Consider the following 15,205-nt stretch of genomic DNA (forward strand, 5'->3'; position numbering starts at 1 on the left):
CGAAACTGGATGAAATCGATCGGAGCGGCCGCGATCGCGGCGACGCTCGTCGTGGCGGGATGCTCGTCGAACGGCAATGCAGATGCGGATGGGGCGTCCGGCAGCGGCGGCGGCTCCGTCGGCAAGGCGGTGAGCCACAAGATCGTCGGCATCGATCCCGGCGCCGGCCTGATGGCCGCGGCGGAACGCGCCGTCTCGGACTACGGCCTGTCGGACTGGACGCTCGTCGAGGGCTCCTCGGCGGCGATGGCCGTCGCGCTCGACAAGGCGGTCAAGAACGAGGACCCGATCATCGTGACCGGCTGGACGCCGCACTGGATGTTCGCCAAGTACGACCTCAAGTATCTGGACGATCCGAAAAAGTCGTTCGGCGAGGACGAGGAGATCCGCACGGTCGCCCGCCTCGGCTTGAAGGAGGACGCTCCGTCCGCCTATGCCTTCCTGGACAAGTTCGAGTGGACCGACGCCGACATGGCCAAGGTGATGGCGTCCGTGCAGGACGGCCAGGAGCCGGCCGAAGCGGCCGCCGCCTGGGCTCAGGACAACGCCGCCCTGATCGACGGCTGGGTGGACGGCATCGAGAAGGGCGACGGCAAGACGATCAAGCTCGCCTACGTCGCCTGGGATTCCGAGATCGCCAGCACGAACGTCGTCGCCTGGGTGCTGGAGAACCGACTGGGCTACAAGACCGAGCTGATGCAGGTCGAGGCCGGCCCGATGTGGGCGGGCGTAGCCGGCGGCGACGCCGACGCGATGGTCGCGGCCTGGCTGCCGATCACGCACAAGGACTATGCGGAGCAGTACGAGGGCAAGTACGAGGACCTCGGCGCGAACCTCAAGGGCACGAAGCTCGGCCTCGTCGTGCCGTCGTACATGGACGTCTCGTCCATCGAGGATTTGAAAGGCTGAGCAAAGCCAAGCCGAGCCCTAGGATCGATCAAAAGCCGTTCCGAGCCATGGAGACATGACTTGGAACGGCTTTTTTGGCCTAGGCAATGAAGCGGAGCCGGCATGCCGGATGGCTTACGTGGCCGCAGGCGCGGCGGTCCGCATGCCTCGTACGGCATCCATCAGCGACAAGGCCGCCTTGCCGAGAAAAGGCTTGGTCCGATAGGCGAGGCCGATCTCGATGACCGGATGCAGGTCGGCCAGCGGCCGCACGAGGAGGGCGCCGTCCCGTTCCAGTCCGGCATAGATGGGAGCGATGCCGATGCCGAAGCCGGCCTGGACCATCTGCTGGATGACGGAGAAGCTCCCGACTTCCATGCAGGCGAGGAGGCTCCGGCGGTCCGGTCCGATCGCCGCTTCCCAGAGCTGCCGATAGGCGCAGGCCGATTCCTTGACGAGCACGGCATGACCCGCGAGATCGCTCGCCGCGATGAAGTCCCGGCCGGCCAGCGGGTGGTCCGGGCTCAGCATGACCCCGAGCCGTTCCTCAATCAGCGGCTCGAATTCCAGCTGGAACGCGGGCGGCGGCTCCGAGCAGACGCCGAACTCCAGCTCGCCGTCCCGGACCTTCTCCGCGATCGCCCGGCTGCCGCTGACGTCCATGGACAGCTCCACCTTCGGCCAAGCGCTGCAAAAATCCGCGAGCACAGCCGCAAGCCGCTGGCTGGCGACAGGCTCGATCGCGGCGAAGCGCACCGAGCCGTTCTCTCCCGCAGCAATGTCGGATACGGTCTGCCTCAACGTCCCGACCGACTTCAGCAAGGTCGAGGCCTCCTGCTGCAGCCATCGGCCGGCCTCGCTCACGATCATGCGCTTGCCGTCCCGTACGAACAAGGCGACGCCGAGATCCGCTTCGAGACGCTGGATCTGCAAGGTCACCGTCGAGGGAGCGTATTGCAGCTCCTCGGCGGCTTTCAAAAAATGGCCGAGACGGGCGCAGGCCTCGAAGGTCTTTAGGGCACGAAGATCCATGGCTCTCTCCTTTGTTTGGATAAATCGAATGAATCGTTCAAATTATTCAATTTTACAAAACTTCCCGCTGTTTTTACAATAAGGCCAACGGCATCGGCTTGCAAGGGATGCTTCATAAGGGGGATGCAGGATGACAGCGACTAGAATCGTACGCGGCAATCCGGAGGCCGCTCATTGCGCCTTCACATTCGATGACGGGCCGATCCGGGTCTCGATCGACCCGTGGCTGGACGCGCTCGAGCAGGGAGGGGCGCGCGGGACGTTTTTCCTGACGGGCGAGTGGCTCGACCGCTACCCGGAGAAAGCGAGGGAGATGCTGGCTCGGGGCCATGAGATCGCCACGCATACGTACCATCACCGCCGCATGGGGGAAGTGAGCCGAGCCGTCTTTTTCGAAGAGATGATGCTGGCCGAGCTCGCCTATCAGGAGGCGACCGGCAGGCCGGTGCCGACGTTCATGCGGTTTCCCTACGCGTCGTTCCGGGAGGAGAATCTGGGCTGGCTCCGCGAATGGGACTACTACCTCGTGGAGGGCGAGGATACGGTCGATTGGGCGGGACCGCCGAGCGCGCAGCTCGTGGAGGATGCCGCCCCGCGGCTCGTCCGCGGCTCGATCCTGATCTTCCACGCCAATGAGAACGCGAAGGAGACGCCGCAGGCGGTGCGCGCGCTCGTGCGCCAGGCGCATGCGAAAGGGCTGGCCTCGGTGCCCGTATCCGAGCTGCTGCAGGCAAACGGCGTCCCCATCCGCGAGCGCAGCTGGCAGGTCCGCTTCAAGGCGGTCCCTCCGAGCGCGTTTCTTGGGGAGCAGTGGAAGCCGGTGGAGGAGGGCGAGGAGCTGCGCAAGCTGGCCGCCGATTCGCTGGCATGGGGAAATCCGAAAGCTCCGACGGGAGCCGGCGCTTATGTCGAATGGCTGAAGGCGCTCTCGGACGGAGCCCGAGCGGATGGCGCAGCGCGCTTCGCCGCCCGCAGCTTCGCCGGCCAGCACTGGGCCTACGCGCGCGCCTCGATCCAGGGCGACACGCTCGTGCTGGAGGACTTCGCGACGAAGGAGCCTCATGCCGATGCGCTGGTGTACGTGCTGCAGTGGGCGGCTCATGAGGCGGCAGCCGCCGGATGCGCGTGGATCTCGAGCGGGCAGGACATGCGCCGCATCCGCAAGCTGTGCGAGCAGCTGGACATCGAGGCGGAGATCGTCCCGCAAGAAGGATGACGTCGGCGACGGAGGAGACAGCCGACAAGGGAACCCGCTCGGCCTTCAATCCGATTACGCTCTGGGCGTCGCTGCTGTTCGCGGTCATCCTCGGCTTCTCCCGGCTCTCCTACGGCATGTTCCTCCCGGGCATCCAGAGGTCGATCGGGGGGAGCTACAGCCAGCTGGGCATGCTGGGCACCGTCAACTTCGTCGGGTATCTGGCCGGGACGCTGTGCCTGCCGCTGCTGATGGCGCGGCTGCCCGGCCGCAAGCTGGCGATAAACCGCTGGGCATGCCTGCTGCTCGGAGCGGCGCTGATCGGCTCGGCGTCCAGCGACCGGTTCCTTCCGCTCGGACTGTGGCGGCTGGCGATCGGCGCGCTGTCGGCTCTCGCCACCGTGCTCGTGCTGTCCCTCGCGCTGGACACCGTGCGGCCGGAGGAGCGGGGAACGGCATCGGGGCTCATCTGGCTGGGCGGCTGCGCCGGCATTCTCGTGACGGGCTTGTCCGCCGGCTTCACGATCGATCCCTCGCGCCTGCAAGGATGGCGCTTCGCCTGGGCGCTCATGGGCCTGTTCGGCATCGCGGCCGCATGCGGGTTCGAGCTTGCCGTCCGCAAAGCCGGAATCGCGACCTCGCCTGCGTCTGGAGCGGATGCGCAGGGAAGCCGCGAGGCGCTGCGGCTGCTGCTGCACCCGCAGAAGCAGCTGCTCCTCGTCGCTTCGTACTTCTTTTTCGGCTGGGGCTATATCATCTACTTCACGTACCTGATCCCCTATCTGACGAGCGCGGGCGTGCCGTCCCTCTATGCCGGACTGGTCTGGTCCGGGATCGGCTTCGCGGGCTTGTTCAAAGGATGGATCGGAGGCAAGGCGATCGACCGCTGGCCGAGCGGGCATACGCTGTCGGCGGGGCTGGCGCTGGGGACGATCGGCGTGAGCGGGGCCATCGCGGGCGAGATGTGGGTCACCGTGCTCGGAGCGGCGCTGGTCGGGCTCGTGTCGTTCATCACGCCGCCGCTCATGACGACGGCGCTGCTGCGCCGGCAAGTCCCGCCCCAGGCGTATGCGGCCTGCCTCAGCCTGGCGACGGCGTTCTTCGCGGCGGGCCAGATCATCGGCCCGGTCGTCGGCGGCGCGGCGGTCGAGCGGTTCGGGCTGCAGGCCGGCGTCGCCTCCAGCGCCATCTTCCTGGCGATCGCCGCTGCGCTGGCGGCGTGGTACGGACGGCAGCAGCGGCGGAACCGGGCGGAGGCTTAGCGGTCAGCGGGGGGCGGCGAGGCGCTGTCGGAGGCCTCGATTTCGCGGAACCAGAGCTCGGGGCGGTCCATCGGCTCGGTTCGGCCATGGGCGTAGAAGAGGCGTACCGCCTCGGGAGCGATGGATTCCGGCAGGCGGAAGGAGACGATCTCCGGCCGTGCCGGATTGACGGGAATCAGGTAGGCTGGAGCCGCAGGCGGATCGGGCAAGGAGCGGGCCCACGCGGCGAACTCGCTGCGCAGCAGACGAGTCTCCATGCTCTCCGATTGGAGAGCGGGAGAGGCATCGGCTGGAGCCGTGCCGTACGGGAGCACGAGCAGTACCGCATCACGGACGCGATCCGAGCTCTCGGGCGCACGCTGCCAGACCGGCTGGATCTCGTAGAGGCCCCGGTCGACGGCGAGACGGAAGGCGATGTCGCCTGGCTCGGTGCGCGGGCTGTCGAGGCTGCGGAGCAGGCTGAAGCCGATTGAGGCCAGGCCCAGCGCCAGCACGAGCAGCATACCGAGCAGGATCGGACCAGCGCTCCGCAGCATTCGGAGGAAGCTGAGATCGGCGGTTTCCTTGGCGGAGGTTGGAGCGGCGGCCGCGCCGCTGGGCCTGCGCCGCGTCGCCGCGAGCAGCCAGCCGAGAGTGGACAGCAGCACGAGGCAAGCGGCTGCAAAAGCGACCGATCCGGTCGACAGCAAGAGCGAATTCATTCGCGATCAGGCTCCTTCCACGGCGCAACCTTTTCCAGGCTGGCTCGTCTAAATGTGGGTGTAAATGGAAATTAGAGTCGCCTATTAGATCGATTCGGCCGTTCGCAAGGCTTCAAATCATCAGCCGGTCGTGGAGAGGAGTCATTTTTAAATGATTAATTTTGGCAGGAAGAAAGTGCCCTTGAAAGCTTCTCGTCGAGCCGGCTGCGCCATCCTCGGCGCCGCGCTGCTGCTCGGGTCCATCCTGTCTGCTGTGCCGGTGCAAGCGGAAACGCCGTCGCTGTCGGTTCCGGGATATGCCCCCGCGGAGCGGACCGCTCCATTGGTCAAGCCTCTATGGACGGCTTCCATCGATGTACCGGGAGCGGACGGCTTTTTCTATGAAGGCAACGCGGCGGCCCAGAATGGCATCGTGTATGCGATCTCCGGCTCGAAGCTCGTCGCTCGCAGCGCGGTTGACGGCAAAATTCTCTTCTCTTACGGAGAGGACTTGAGGCCTTTCGTCAAGCTTGCCTCGGATTTGGCGTTCGTCGTGCATAAGGACGGCCGCATCGCGGCGCTGTCGGCTTCCACTGGCAAGAGGAAATGGATTTCCCAGGCCGGCATGCAGGCGGACGGCGGAACGCCGTTCATCGGAAAGGACCGCATCTATGCGCTCAACGACAATGGCCTGACCGCGCTGCGCGCCTCCGATGGGAAGCGGTTGTGGACGGACGTCAAGGAACTGATGGGCACGGGACCGTACAGCTTGTCCGAGCATGACGGAGTGCTGCTTCTGACTTATGTCGTATCCGGAGCGATTACCTTTACTCAGCTGAATGCGGTCGACATGGCGACGGGCAAGCTGCTGTGGAAGGCCCATGGGACAGGCGCGCCTCTGCTCGTCCAAGACGGACTCGTGTATACGGTGAAAGAGATGTGGATGCTCGCGGACATGGATCGTACGCCCAAGCGCCAGGTGGAGATGCCCGTGCTGAATCTGCGGAGCGGAGCCGTCAAGGGAACCCGTCTTTACGACTATGAGATGGAAGGGGCGCTGCCATATCCGATCCGCAGCCCGATTCTGGCATTGGATAAAAACGTCCTGTACGTGGACGGGGGCGGGACGCAGCTGTTCAAGTTTGCTTTTGACGCTTATGAGGCCGGCGCCAAGCCCGTCCAGACCTACTTCAAGCGGAATGAGCGGATGCAGCTGGCCGGGCCGCCGCTCGTCGGACGCATCCTATTGGTCAGCCAGGACAACGGCGGCTTGTACGGCATCAAGACGGCCAACGGCCAACCGGTGACGTGGCTGGCCGACAACCCGGTCGTGCGCAGCGATATTTACGGGAACGGCATCTTCAGCGCCCAGTCGGACGGGTATCTGTACGAGTTTGACCTGCATACGACGGAGCCGCTGCTCAAGGTGGCGACAGGCTCGCGCGAGTACGGGCCGACGCTCAAGACAGGCCATATGCTGATCGTGCAGACGAAGGGCAAGCTTATTGCCGTGAAGCTGCCTCGCTAGCGCAGGAACATGCCGAACATTCGGCAATGCCGCTATTTGAAGCAAAAGGTTCGTTGGAATTCTCCCCAAGGAGAATTCCAACGAACCTTTTATTTATCGCGTCATACGCTCGTGGCGATGTCCCTTCAGATCGAGCTGATAAAATCCAAACGTATTTTTTCGTTCCTCCGAGCTTAGATTCCCGGAGCGTTGATAGCCGAAGGTAGAGACTCCGTCATCCGTGATCGGCCATTCATAAGCTTTGCCCAAGGTGTCGAAGCCATAATAATAGCCGGGCTCGCCTAAGAAGTCCGACTTCCATTTCCCGTCGTGGAACGAGGCCGATTTCAAGTTGGTCGTTTCGTCGGCATTGAGGATGCCGCGCTCATAGGCTGTCAGATAGTAGACAGCGTCCCGATACGTTTTGACCGCCTTGATCGGCACTTTTTCAACCGCCACTCTGGCGATCGTTTCTCCATCCACACGATATAGACTGAATTCCCGAGTCGTGCCATAGGCATAGTTCAAGTAAAAATGGCCCATGTCCGTATTGAACCAGATGTCCCCGAGCCGAACCTCGTTTTTCTTCGGGACGAATGGCTCGTAGGTGAAAGGAGCGAAGAGATCGAAGTCGTTGCTGTTGCTGACCAGCAGTCGGCCGTTTTCTTTCATGACGGTGATGAAGCGGTCGCTGTAGACCACGACTTTTCCTTCAAAAAGCCATTGGCAGACACGGATGAGTCTCGAATTTTCAATGGCTGCGGCGTCAGCATCCCGAAGGAGGATCAGGCTGTAGGGACGGACTTCCGTTTTTTGAACATAGACGACTTTTTTATCGAGCGCTTCGCCGATATCCCTCAGCGGAATATAAGCGGTGCGGTCGAATAGGGCTGCAGGGGCTTCCATTTCGCTTGCGCGGCCATTGATCGAGATCGTCTTCTTTCCCGTTTGAAAGGACAAGACCTTATCGGCGTAGCGGATCGTAATCGTCGAATCGTCCGAGTTCCAATCCACTTCGGCTCCCAATCCTTCGGAAACGAAGCGGAGCGGGATGAACGTTCTTCCTTCTTTGACCATCGGCTGAACGGCAGATGCCTTATGTCCGTTGATGAAGGCCATCGAGCTTTGTGGAGAAAGGATCACGGTGTTTTTCAAGTCGTTCTCCGTCACGTCGGCATAATCGTCATAAAGCGGGCTTGCGTAGGCCGGGCAGCTGAACGCCAGAAGCAAGGCAGAAGCGAACAACATCGATTTCGCTCTCATCGCACACCTCAATGTTATCGGGATTGAATGTTAAAGAAATTCTTACATAATATGGGGATGATTCGATTGTACTCTATCCGACCCCATGGGGCTAGCATGGCTACCATTTTGGGCGAATGAAACGTGAAGAATGTGCTATACTAGTTATAGCTAGACAGTCTAGCCGATTGCGATTGGGGGAGATTTTCTTGATGCAATGGCAGCTTCAAGACGCTAAGAATCAATTAAGCTCCGTCGTTAAGAAAGCAGCCGATGAAGGCCCGCAAATGATAACGGTACGGGGCATGCCTGCAGCAGTCGTGCTGTCGATGGAGGAATATCAACGTTTGACGAAACCGAAAACTCGTCTGACGGATTTTTTCAAGGACTCTCCTCTGCACGATCTCGACTTGGATCGAAGCCAGGATACCGCCCGGGAAGTTGAATTATGAATTATCTTCTGGATACGAATGTAATTTCCGAACTTGTAAAGAAGGAACCCGATTCAGGCGTCCTACGCTGGATTGATGAACGAGACGAATCCACACTATTTTTAAGCGTCATCACGTTCGGAGAATTACAAAAAGGGGTTTCCAAATTAAGCGATAAAAACCGTGCACAACGATTGCAAGCCTGGATCGACCAGGATTTGAGCAGCCGTTTTGACGGGCGAGTTCTTCCCCTTGATCTGGATACCCTGCTCGTGTGGGGCAACATTCAGGGACTATCGGAAAGAAACGAAACGCCGCTGCCGGTCATGGACAGCCTGATTGCAGCTACAGCCATCGCCCATCGTTTAACGGTTGTAACCCGCAATGTGCATGACTTGGAGCGCTGCAAGGCTTCCGTCTTCAACCCTTGGATAAACAAGTAATTCATCAAGCATCGACATCCGAAAGAAGGAACGTTCTTTGACTCCATCCAAACCGCCGCATCCGGCCGAAGCGTCAGCCGCGGCATCGGCGCCCGCCTCCCGCAACTGGGGACTGGCCGTCATCCTCGGCTCGCTGACGGCGATCGGCCCGTTCTCGCTCGACATGTACCTCCCGGCGCTGCCGGAGCTGACCCGCGATCTCGGCGCCTCCGAATCGCTCGGCCAGCTCAGCCTGACCGCCTGCCTGGTCGGCCTCGCCGCCGGCCAGCTGCTGGCCGGACCGCTCAGCGACGCGCTCGGCCGGCGCCGCCCGCTGCTGCTGGCGCTGGGCATCTACGCGCTCGCCTCGATGCTCTGCGCGCTGAGCCCGTCGATCGGCATGCTGCTGCTCTGCCGGCTCGTGCAGGGGCTGTCGGGCGCGGCCGGCATCGTCATCGCGCGCGCCGTCGTGCGCGATCTGTACTCCGGCCAGGAGATGACGCGCTTTTTCTCCCGCCTCATGCTCATCAACGGAGCGGCCCCGATCCTCGCGCCGATCTTCGGCGCCCAGCTGCTGCGCTTCACCGACTGGCGCGGCACGTTCTACTTCCTGACGGTCCTCGGCGTGCTGCTGCTCGCCGCGACGGCGCTGGCGCTGCCGGAGACGCTGCCGCGCGAGCGTCGTACGACCGGCGGGCTGGGACAGACGCTCGGCAACTTCGGCCATTTCCTGAAGGACCGCTCCTTCATGGGCGTCGTGCTGACGATGAGTCTCGTGTCCGGCGCGATGTTCGCCTACATCTCCGGCTCGACGTTCGTGCTGCAGGGCGTATACGGCGTCAGCTCGTCCACGTACGGCTTCATCTTCGCGGCCAACGGCGTCGGCATCATCCTCGCCTCGCAGCTGACCGGCCGGCTCGTGCTGCGCTACAGCACGGAGCGGCTGTTCCGCGCGGGCGTCCGGATCGCGATGGCCGGGGGCGCCAGCCTGCTGCTGTCGGCGCTGCTGGATCTGGGGCTGTGGGCGGTGCTCGCCTCGCTGTTCGTCGTCGTCTCGAGCGTGGGCATCGTCGGCACCTGCGCGTCGTCGCTCGCGATGGAAAATGCCGGCCAAGCCGCCGGCAGCGCCTCGGCGCTGCTCGGCATGCTGCAGTTCCTGACCGGCGCGCTCGCCTCGCCGCTCTCCGGACTCGGCGGGGTGTCCAGCGCGCTGCCGCTCGCGCTCGTCATCGCAGGCGCCCAGGCGCTCGCGCTGCTGGCGATGGCGACGCTGCTCGGCCGCCGCAGGGCGGCCTGAGCGGGAAGCTGAAGCTGCCTCGCCTGCTCGATTGCGAGCCGGCGGGGCGCTTTTTTGACGGCCGAAGGGACGGAGCGGACGTTTTAGGTAGACTTGATCTCGGCCTTTCTCTTGTCCAAGACAAGGGCTAAAATGGTCTTGTTCGCCATGAACACAGTACAGGAGGTGACGCAAGTGACTCAGGAGGAAGTATTGGAGGGCGGAAATGTGAACCGCATTATCCGCAAAGGCAACGAGGTCCTGCGCCCCACAGGCGCTTGGAGCGCAAGCGTTCATGAGCTGCTGAAGCACTTGGAGAAGCAAGGCTTCGAAGGGGCGCCCCGATTTTTTGGCGTCGACGATCTGAATCGTGAAATCGTATCTTTTATTCCGGGGACGGTTCCAGGAAATGACTATCCGGAGCTTCCAGCCTATATGTGGTCGGATGAGACCCTTGCCGGAATAGCGAAGCTATTGCGTCTTTTCCATGACGCGACGGAAGGGTTCGCCCCCGCATCAGAAAGCAGCTGGCAGATCAGCTACTCGGACGAAAGCCGGCATGAAGTCATCTGCCATAACGACGCCGCTTTGTACAACGTGGTCTTTCAGGAAGAAGCTCCTGCCGCGCTGATTGATTTCGACATGGCAGGACCAGGCCCCCGCCTATGGGACATCGCCTATACGCTGTACACTTCGGTTCCGCTTGCCAGCTTTGCGCCGGACGGTCCGACGGAAAAAACGATCCCGTACCGCCTCGAGCTGCATGCCGCCGATCGAAGACGGCGTATCGACCTGTTTTTTGAATTCTACGGCATTCCGATGCCCGATGATCTGAACCGATGGATCGTGGAGCGTTTGACGACCCTGTGCGACACGCTGCGCAGCGGCGCTGCCGATGGACATCCGGCCTATCAGAAAATGGTGGAGGAAGGGCATCTGGCGCACTACGAGCGTGAGATCAAGTTCATCGCGGATCATTTCGAAGACTGGACATAGAACGAACCGATTCGTTCCCTCCGCCTCGCGACCGAGGCCGGCCGCAGGCCAGGGAACGAGCGCAGGTTCATTCCCGCGCCGCTTCAGGCGCGGTCCTTCTCCTCCTATACTGGGAAGCAGATGAACGACTTCCCCGGAAAAGGATGGGATTCAAGATGATCGAGCTGTTCCGCAACCCCAAATTCGCCCGCCTGTTCTTCGCCACCGTCTGCTCGCAGCTGGCGGCGACGATCGGCACGATGGCCTTCGCCTTCTACCTGCTCGACCGCTTCTCCAGCCAGCCGGCCTATGCGACGGTCGCCGAGATGATGTACTCCGCGCCGACGCTGCTCGTCTTCCTGTTCGTCGGCGTGTTCGCCGACCGCTTCGACCGCAAGCGCATCGCCGAGAACTCGCTCTGGATCCGGGCCGGACTGTCCGCGCTCATCCTCGGAGCCGTGGCCGCGGATGTGTGGATTCCGCTCGTCTTCCTGCTCCTGTTCCTCCGCAGCGCGGTGACGAAGTTCTACTATCCGGCCGAAAGCGCCATGCTGCAAGGCATCCTGCATGACAGCCAGTACGTCAAGGCGGCCGGTCTCAACCAGTCGGTCATGGGCGTGTTCATGCTGTTCGGCACGGGGCTCGGCGCGGTCGTCTACCACTGGATCGGCGTCATGGGCGCGGTGACGGTGGACTTGATCGGCTTCCTGCTCGGCGCGCTGCTCCTGCGCGGACTGCGCCTGCCGGAGGCGGTCCGCCTCCCGAACGGCCGCAGCCGGCTGTCGGCGCTGAGCCTGCCGTCGGTCTGGGGCGACTTCCGGGAAGGGCTGCGCTACATCCTCGGCCGCAAGCTGCTCGCCTCGCTGCTCGGAGGCCTCAGCCTGTTCGGCCTCATCAACGGCTGCTTCGCCATGCTGCCCATGCTGACGATGAAATACAAGCTCGCCGGGGACGACTACCCGTTCTACGTCTCGATGTTCTCCGTATTCTTGGGCGTCGGCGTCCTGATCGGAAGCGGGATCGGCTCCGTGCTCGTCGGCAAGTTCGCCCTGCACAAAGTCATCATCGCCTGCATGTCGGCCACCGCGATCTGCGTGCTAGGGCTCGCCTGGTCGTCCTCGCCTTGGGCATACCTCGTCTGGTCGTTCATCATCGCGCTGTTCCTCGCGCCGTTCAACATCGCGATCGGCGGCTGGCTGCCGAAGCTCGTCGCGCCGGAGAAGATGGGGCGCGTCAACGCCTGGATCGATCCGATCATGATGGCCGGCCAGACGCTCATGCTCGGTCTGATCGCCTGGCTGTTCCCGAGCCTGTTCTCGGTCGAAGGCCTGCATCTGTTCATCGCCGTGCTGCTGCTGGCCGCCACCGTCGTCTACCTGGCGACGCTGCCCCGCTTCGTCCGTGAGGAGGAGCGGGAGGCGACCGCCGCGACCGCCGCTTCCCCGGCCGCCGCCGCTGCGGGCTCGACCACCGTATCCGGGTGACCTGCCGGCAAAACGAAAAGAGCGCATGGCCGAGGCCATGCGCTCTTGCATGTTAAAAAGCTTAGCGGGCGAAGGACGGCTTCCGTTCGGAAACCTGCCCTCGTACGATCTCAATAAACTCCACATCGGCGCCCTCGACGGACGGCCCGACGAATACCTGGCTGCCGGCGACCGCTGCGGGGTCCTCTGCCAGGCTGCCCATCATCGGACCAAGCCTGCGGGCAGCGGCGGCCCGAACTCCTGCCTGGCCGGCGCGGCTGCGGCCGTTGATAGCTCCGAATCCACGATTATTCGACTTGCTCGAACGCTTCATCTCGAATCGCCTCCGATCAGGCTGCGGACGGTCGCCAGAAGATCATCGTTCATCTCGACAATCTCTTTCAATCGGTCGGCGGCCAGAGGCCGGCTTCCCGAGAAATGGACCGACAGTACATGTTCCTTACCCAAAGGATAACACAGGACATGCACGTCAGCAATCGCCTTGCGGCTGAAGAAGCTCCAGCGTCCGTCCAAGTGAACCCGGACGACGATGATCGGCTCCTCGTCCGCGGATTTCCCCTCGTCGGCGCGGATCGGAAACGTCCGGCCCCGCCCGACGTTGCCGCCGACCTGGCGGATATGCTCCTCGTCCGTCAGCCTCCAGAGCGCGGCGCCTGTCGTGCGGTAGCCGTCCGGAGGGAGGATGGAATTGCGGATCGCCTCGGCATAGGCGGCGTAGCGCTGCTCGGAATCGGCGATGTCGACGTTTTTCAGGAATTCCCAGAAGAAGTGCAGCACGCTGTCCTTGCGCTGAATCAGCCGCTCGCTCTCGGCCAGAATCTCCTGCCGCTGCCGGAACGGGCCTTCGCTGCGCATGGCCGTCAGCATCCGCCCGCAGGCCGTGGATACGCCGCTGTGCGGGCCTCTCGAATGAGCGGCGTCGTAGCGGAGCAGCGTCAGGCCGTCCAGGTCGGAGGGCAGGTGGAAGGAGGCTGTCCCCGTCTCCTGCTGCTGCGGCACGAGGCTGGGCACGAGGCAAAAGACGCGCCTGCGTCCCAGCCGTCCCCAAAAGAGGCCCATTTCATATAAGGTGTTGTCGCGGGTGATGAAGTGCGTTTCATTGCGGATGGTGGCGACGTCCTCGGCGGCAAAAACGAAGATGCCGAAATCGTTCGCGTCCAGCTCGCGCTCGAGCGCTTCCATCGTATAATCGTTCGCTTGAAACGTATTGGCGTACCAGGCGTTGACCTCGACCTGCCTTTCGATCGCCTCGGCAACCGCCCGCGCGATCGGGATCGCCTCGGCGGAGCTGCCGATGAACGCCCTCGGCCTCCTGGATATCGTCATGAGAGCATCTCCTTGAACGGCTTGAATTTCCAAAAAACGGCTTGCAAAGCAAGTATACAGGCCCGCCCGGTGCTAGGGAAGAGCCTGCCGCCGGCGGCAGGGGGCACTGAACGTGCGGAGCAGAGCTTTGCCGAGGCGGACAACCTGTGTTATCCTGTCTGTGATTGGCCCGCCAGCCGGCAACGCTTTCATGATCCGTCCGCCGTTGGCGGATTTTTTGCCGTATTCGGCGGAGCAGCGGGGAGGAGGGTCCGGCATGCCATCGGAGCTGGAGCTGGTCGTCCGCTCGACGGAGATCGACGTGAACGGGCATGTGAACAACGCGAAGTACCTGGAGTATCTGGAGTGGGGACGGGAAGACTGGTATGAGCGCGCCGGGCTGGATTACGCGGCTTTTCTGGAGCTGGGCATCCAGACGGTGACGGTCAACGTGACGATCAATTACCGCCGCGAGTGCGTGCAGGGGGAAAAGCTCGTCGTCCGCACGTCCGCGCTGCGGATCGGTCGCACGAGCTATGCGCTCCGTCAGGAGCTGGCTGACGCCGAGGGGCGGGTGCGCGCCGACGCCGAGGTGACGAGCGTGTGCATGGACGCGGCCGAGCGCCGGAGCCGGGAGCTGCCGGAGCGGCTGCGCGCGGCGCTGGCGGCGGACGGCGGGGCATCAGCCTAGGAGACAAGAGACCATCAAGGGGGACTAGCGATGACAGGCAAACTGATTTTCTTCGACGTGGACGGAACTCTTCTCGATCATGACAAGCGCATCCCGGCTTCGGCCAAGCAGGCCGTGCGCGAGCTGCAGGACGCCGGGCACGAGGTGGCGATCGCCACGGGACGCGGCCCGTTCATGTTCAAGGAGATCCGCGAGGAGCTCGGCATCGACTCGTACATCAGCTACAACGGCCAGTTCGCGGTGCGCCGCGGAGAGGTCATCGTGCGCAACCCGATCCGCATCGACCTGCTGCAGCGCATCACCGAGCGCGCGGCGGAGCTCGACCATCCGATCGTCTACATGAACGAGGAAGCGATGAAGGCGAACATCGAGCACCACGACTACATCGTGGAGAGCATGGCGTCGCTCGAGCTGGCCGACAAGACGATGCCGTGGGACAAGGACTACTACATCGGCCGCGAAATCTACCAGTGCCTGCTGTTCTGCACGATCGGCGACGAGATGAAGTACCGCGAGGCGTTCCCGGAGCTCGGATTCATCCGCTGGCATCAGTTCTCGATGGACGTGCTGCCGCTGGGCGGCTCCAAGGCGCAGGGCATCGAGGCGTACCGCAAGCTGGCGGGCGTGCGGCCGGAGGACGTGTATGCGTTCGGCGACGGGCTCAACGACATCGAGATGCTGCAGGCGGTGCACAACAGCGTCGCCATGGGCAACGCGATCGAGTCCGTGCAGAAGGCGGCGAAGCATGTGACGAAGGACGTGGCCGAGGACGGCATCCGGCATGGGCTGGAGCTGGTGGGGCTGCTATAAAGGGT

At 63.0% G+C, this 15,205-nt stretch carries 16 protein-coding genes; 11 read left to right on the forward strand and 5 right to left on the reverse strand.

Translation table 11 applies throughout. The features are described 5' to 3' along the window. The first annotated feature begins 9 nt into the window (after positions 1-9). The gene (locus HGI30_RS04475; RefSeq protein WP_168909726.1) at positions 10-909 is read left to right on the forward strand and encodes a glycine betaine ABC transporter substrate-binding protein; all 900 of its coding nucleotides are present in this window, start codon (positions 10-12) and stop codon (positions 907-909) included. A 114-nt stretch (positions 910-1,023) separates the two neighbouring features. Here HGI30_RS04475 and HGI30_RS04480 read toward each other — a convergent pair whose 3' ends face one another. Continuing rightward, positions 1,024-1,920, reverse strand: a complete 897-nt coding sequence (locus HGI30_RS04480; RefSeq protein WP_168906543.1) for a LysR family transcriptional regulator — start codon at positions 1,918-1,920, stop codon at positions 1,024-1,026. Between the two features lie 130 nt (positions 1,921-2,050). On the opposite strand from HGI30_RS04480, the gene HGI30_RS04485 reads away from it, so the two are divergent. Next, positions 2,051-3,136, forward strand: coding sequence for a polysaccharide deacetylase family protein (locus HGI30_RS04485; RefSeq protein ID WP_168906544.1), 1,086 nt, complete (start codon positions 2,051-2,053; stop codon positions 3,134-3,136). Beyond that, entirely contained in the window at positions 3,133-4,377 is a 1,245-nt protein-coding gene (locus tag HGI30_RS04490) for a YbfB/YjiJ family MFS transporter (protein ID WP_168906545.1), read from the forward strand. The genes HGI30_RS04485 and HGI30_RS04490 overlap by 4 nt, the downstream gene beginning before the upstream one ends. Here HGI30_RS04490 and HGI30_RS04495 read toward each other — a convergent pair. Then, entirely contained in the window at positions 4,374-5,078 is a 705-nt protein-coding gene (locus HGI30_RS04495; RefSeq protein WP_168906546.1) for a hypothetical protein, read from the reverse strand. The genes HGI30_RS04490 and HGI30_RS04495 overlap by 4 nt on opposite strands. 181 nt (positions 5,079-5,259) lie before the next feature. Between HGI30_RS04495 and HGI30_RS04500 the strand changes: the two genes are divergently transcribed. Continuing rightward, positions 5,260-6,585 carry an outer membrane protein assembly factor BamB family protein gene (locus HGI30_RS04500; protein WP_168906547.1) on the forward strand — a complete coding sequence of 442 codons (1,326 nt, stop codon included), beginning with the start codon at positions 5,260-5,262 and terminating at the stop codon, positions 6,583-6,585. Positions 6,586-6,678: 93 nt separating this feature from the next. Here HGI30_RS04500 and HGI30_RS04505 read toward each other — a convergent pair whose 3' ends face one another. After that, a complete protein-coding gene (locus tag HGI30_RS04505; RefSeq protein ID WP_206110016.1) occupies positions 6,679-7,827 on the reverse strand; it encodes a copper amine oxidase N-terminal domain-containing protein in 1,149 nt (382 codons plus the stop codon). A 191-nt stretch (positions 7,828-8,018) separates the two neighbouring features. On the opposite strand from HGI30_RS04505, the gene HGI30_RS04510 reads away from it, so the two are divergent. The 5 genes from HGI30_RS04510 to HGI30_RS04530 all read left to right on the forward strand — a co-directional run bounded on the left by HGI30_RS04510 (position 8,019) and on the right by HGI30_RS04530 (position 12,394). Then, positions 8,019-8,258: a type II toxin-antitoxin system Phd/YefM family antitoxin gene (locus HGI30_RS04510; protein ID WP_168906548.1), complete on the forward strand. Its 240-nt coding sequence runs from the start codon at positions 8,019-8,021 to the stop codon at positions 8,256-8,258. Next, positions 8,255-8,680 (forward strand): type II toxin-antitoxin system VapC family toxin, encoded by a 426-nt coding sequence (locus HGI30_RS04515; protein WP_168906549.1) that lies wholly within the window; start codon positions 8,255-8,257, stop codon positions 8,678-8,680. The genes HGI30_RS04510 and HGI30_RS04515 overlap by 4 nt, the downstream gene beginning before the upstream one ends. Positions 8,681-8,717: 37 nt before the next feature. Beyond that, on the forward strand, positions 8,718-9,956 hold the full coding sequence (locus HGI30_RS04520; RefSeq protein ID WP_168906550.1) for a multidrug effflux MFS transporter: 1,239 nt from the start codon (positions 8,718-8,720) through the stop codon (positions 9,954-9,956). Between the two features lie 174 nt (positions 9,957-10,130). Further along, on the forward strand, positions 10,131-10,931 hold the full coding sequence (locus HGI30_RS04525; RefSeq protein ID WP_235680325.1) for a phosphotransferase: 801 nt from the start codon (positions 10,131-10,133) through the stop codon (positions 10,929-10,931). 155 nt (positions 10,932-11,086) lie between these two features. Further along, positions 11,087-12,394 (forward strand): MFS transporter, encoded by a 1,308-nt coding sequence (locus tag HGI30_RS04530; RefSeq protein WP_168906551.1) that lies wholly within the window; start codon positions 11,087-11,089, stop codon positions 12,392-12,394. 61 nt (positions 12,395-12,455) lie between these two features. Here HGI30_RS04530 and HGI30_RS04535 read toward each other — a convergent pair whose 3' ends face one another. Together HGI30_RS04535 and HGI30_RS04540 are read right to left on the reverse strand one after the other, a co-directional pair. Further along, a complete protein-coding gene (locus HGI30_RS04535) occupies positions 12,456-12,707 on the reverse strand; it encodes a hypothetical protein (RefSeq protein WP_168906552.1) in 252 nt (83 codons plus the stop codon). Next, positions 12,704-13,720: a nucleotide-binding protein gene (locus HGI30_RS04540; protein ID WP_168906553.1), complete on the reverse strand. Its 1,017-nt coding sequence runs from the start codon at positions 13,718-13,720 to the stop codon at positions 12,704-12,706. Before HGI30_RS04540 ends, HGI30_RS04535 begins: the two co-directional genes overlap by 4 nt. A gap of 256 nt (positions 13,721-13,976) precedes the next feature. On the opposite strand from HGI30_RS04540, the gene HGI30_RS04545 reads away from it, so the two are divergent. Then, complete coding sequence (locus HGI30_RS04545; protein ID WP_168906554.1) at positions 13,977-14,390, forward strand: acyl-CoA thioesterase; 414 nt, start codon at positions 13,977-13,979, stop codon at positions 14,388-14,390. A gap of 30 nt (positions 14,391-14,420) precedes the next feature. Next, on the forward strand, positions 14,421-15,200 hold the full coding sequence (locus HGI30_RS04550) for a Cof-type HAD-IIB family hydrolase (RefSeq protein WP_168906555.1): 780 nt from the start codon (positions 14,421-14,423) through the stop codon (positions 15,198-15,200). Positions 15,201-15,205: the final 5 nt, after the last annotated feature.

This window comes from Paenibacillus albicereus (assembly GCF_012676905.1).
Taxonomy (GTDB): domain Bacteria; phylum Bacillota; class Bacilli; order Paenibacillales; family Paenibacillaceae; genus Paenibacillus_O; species Paenibacillus_O albicereus.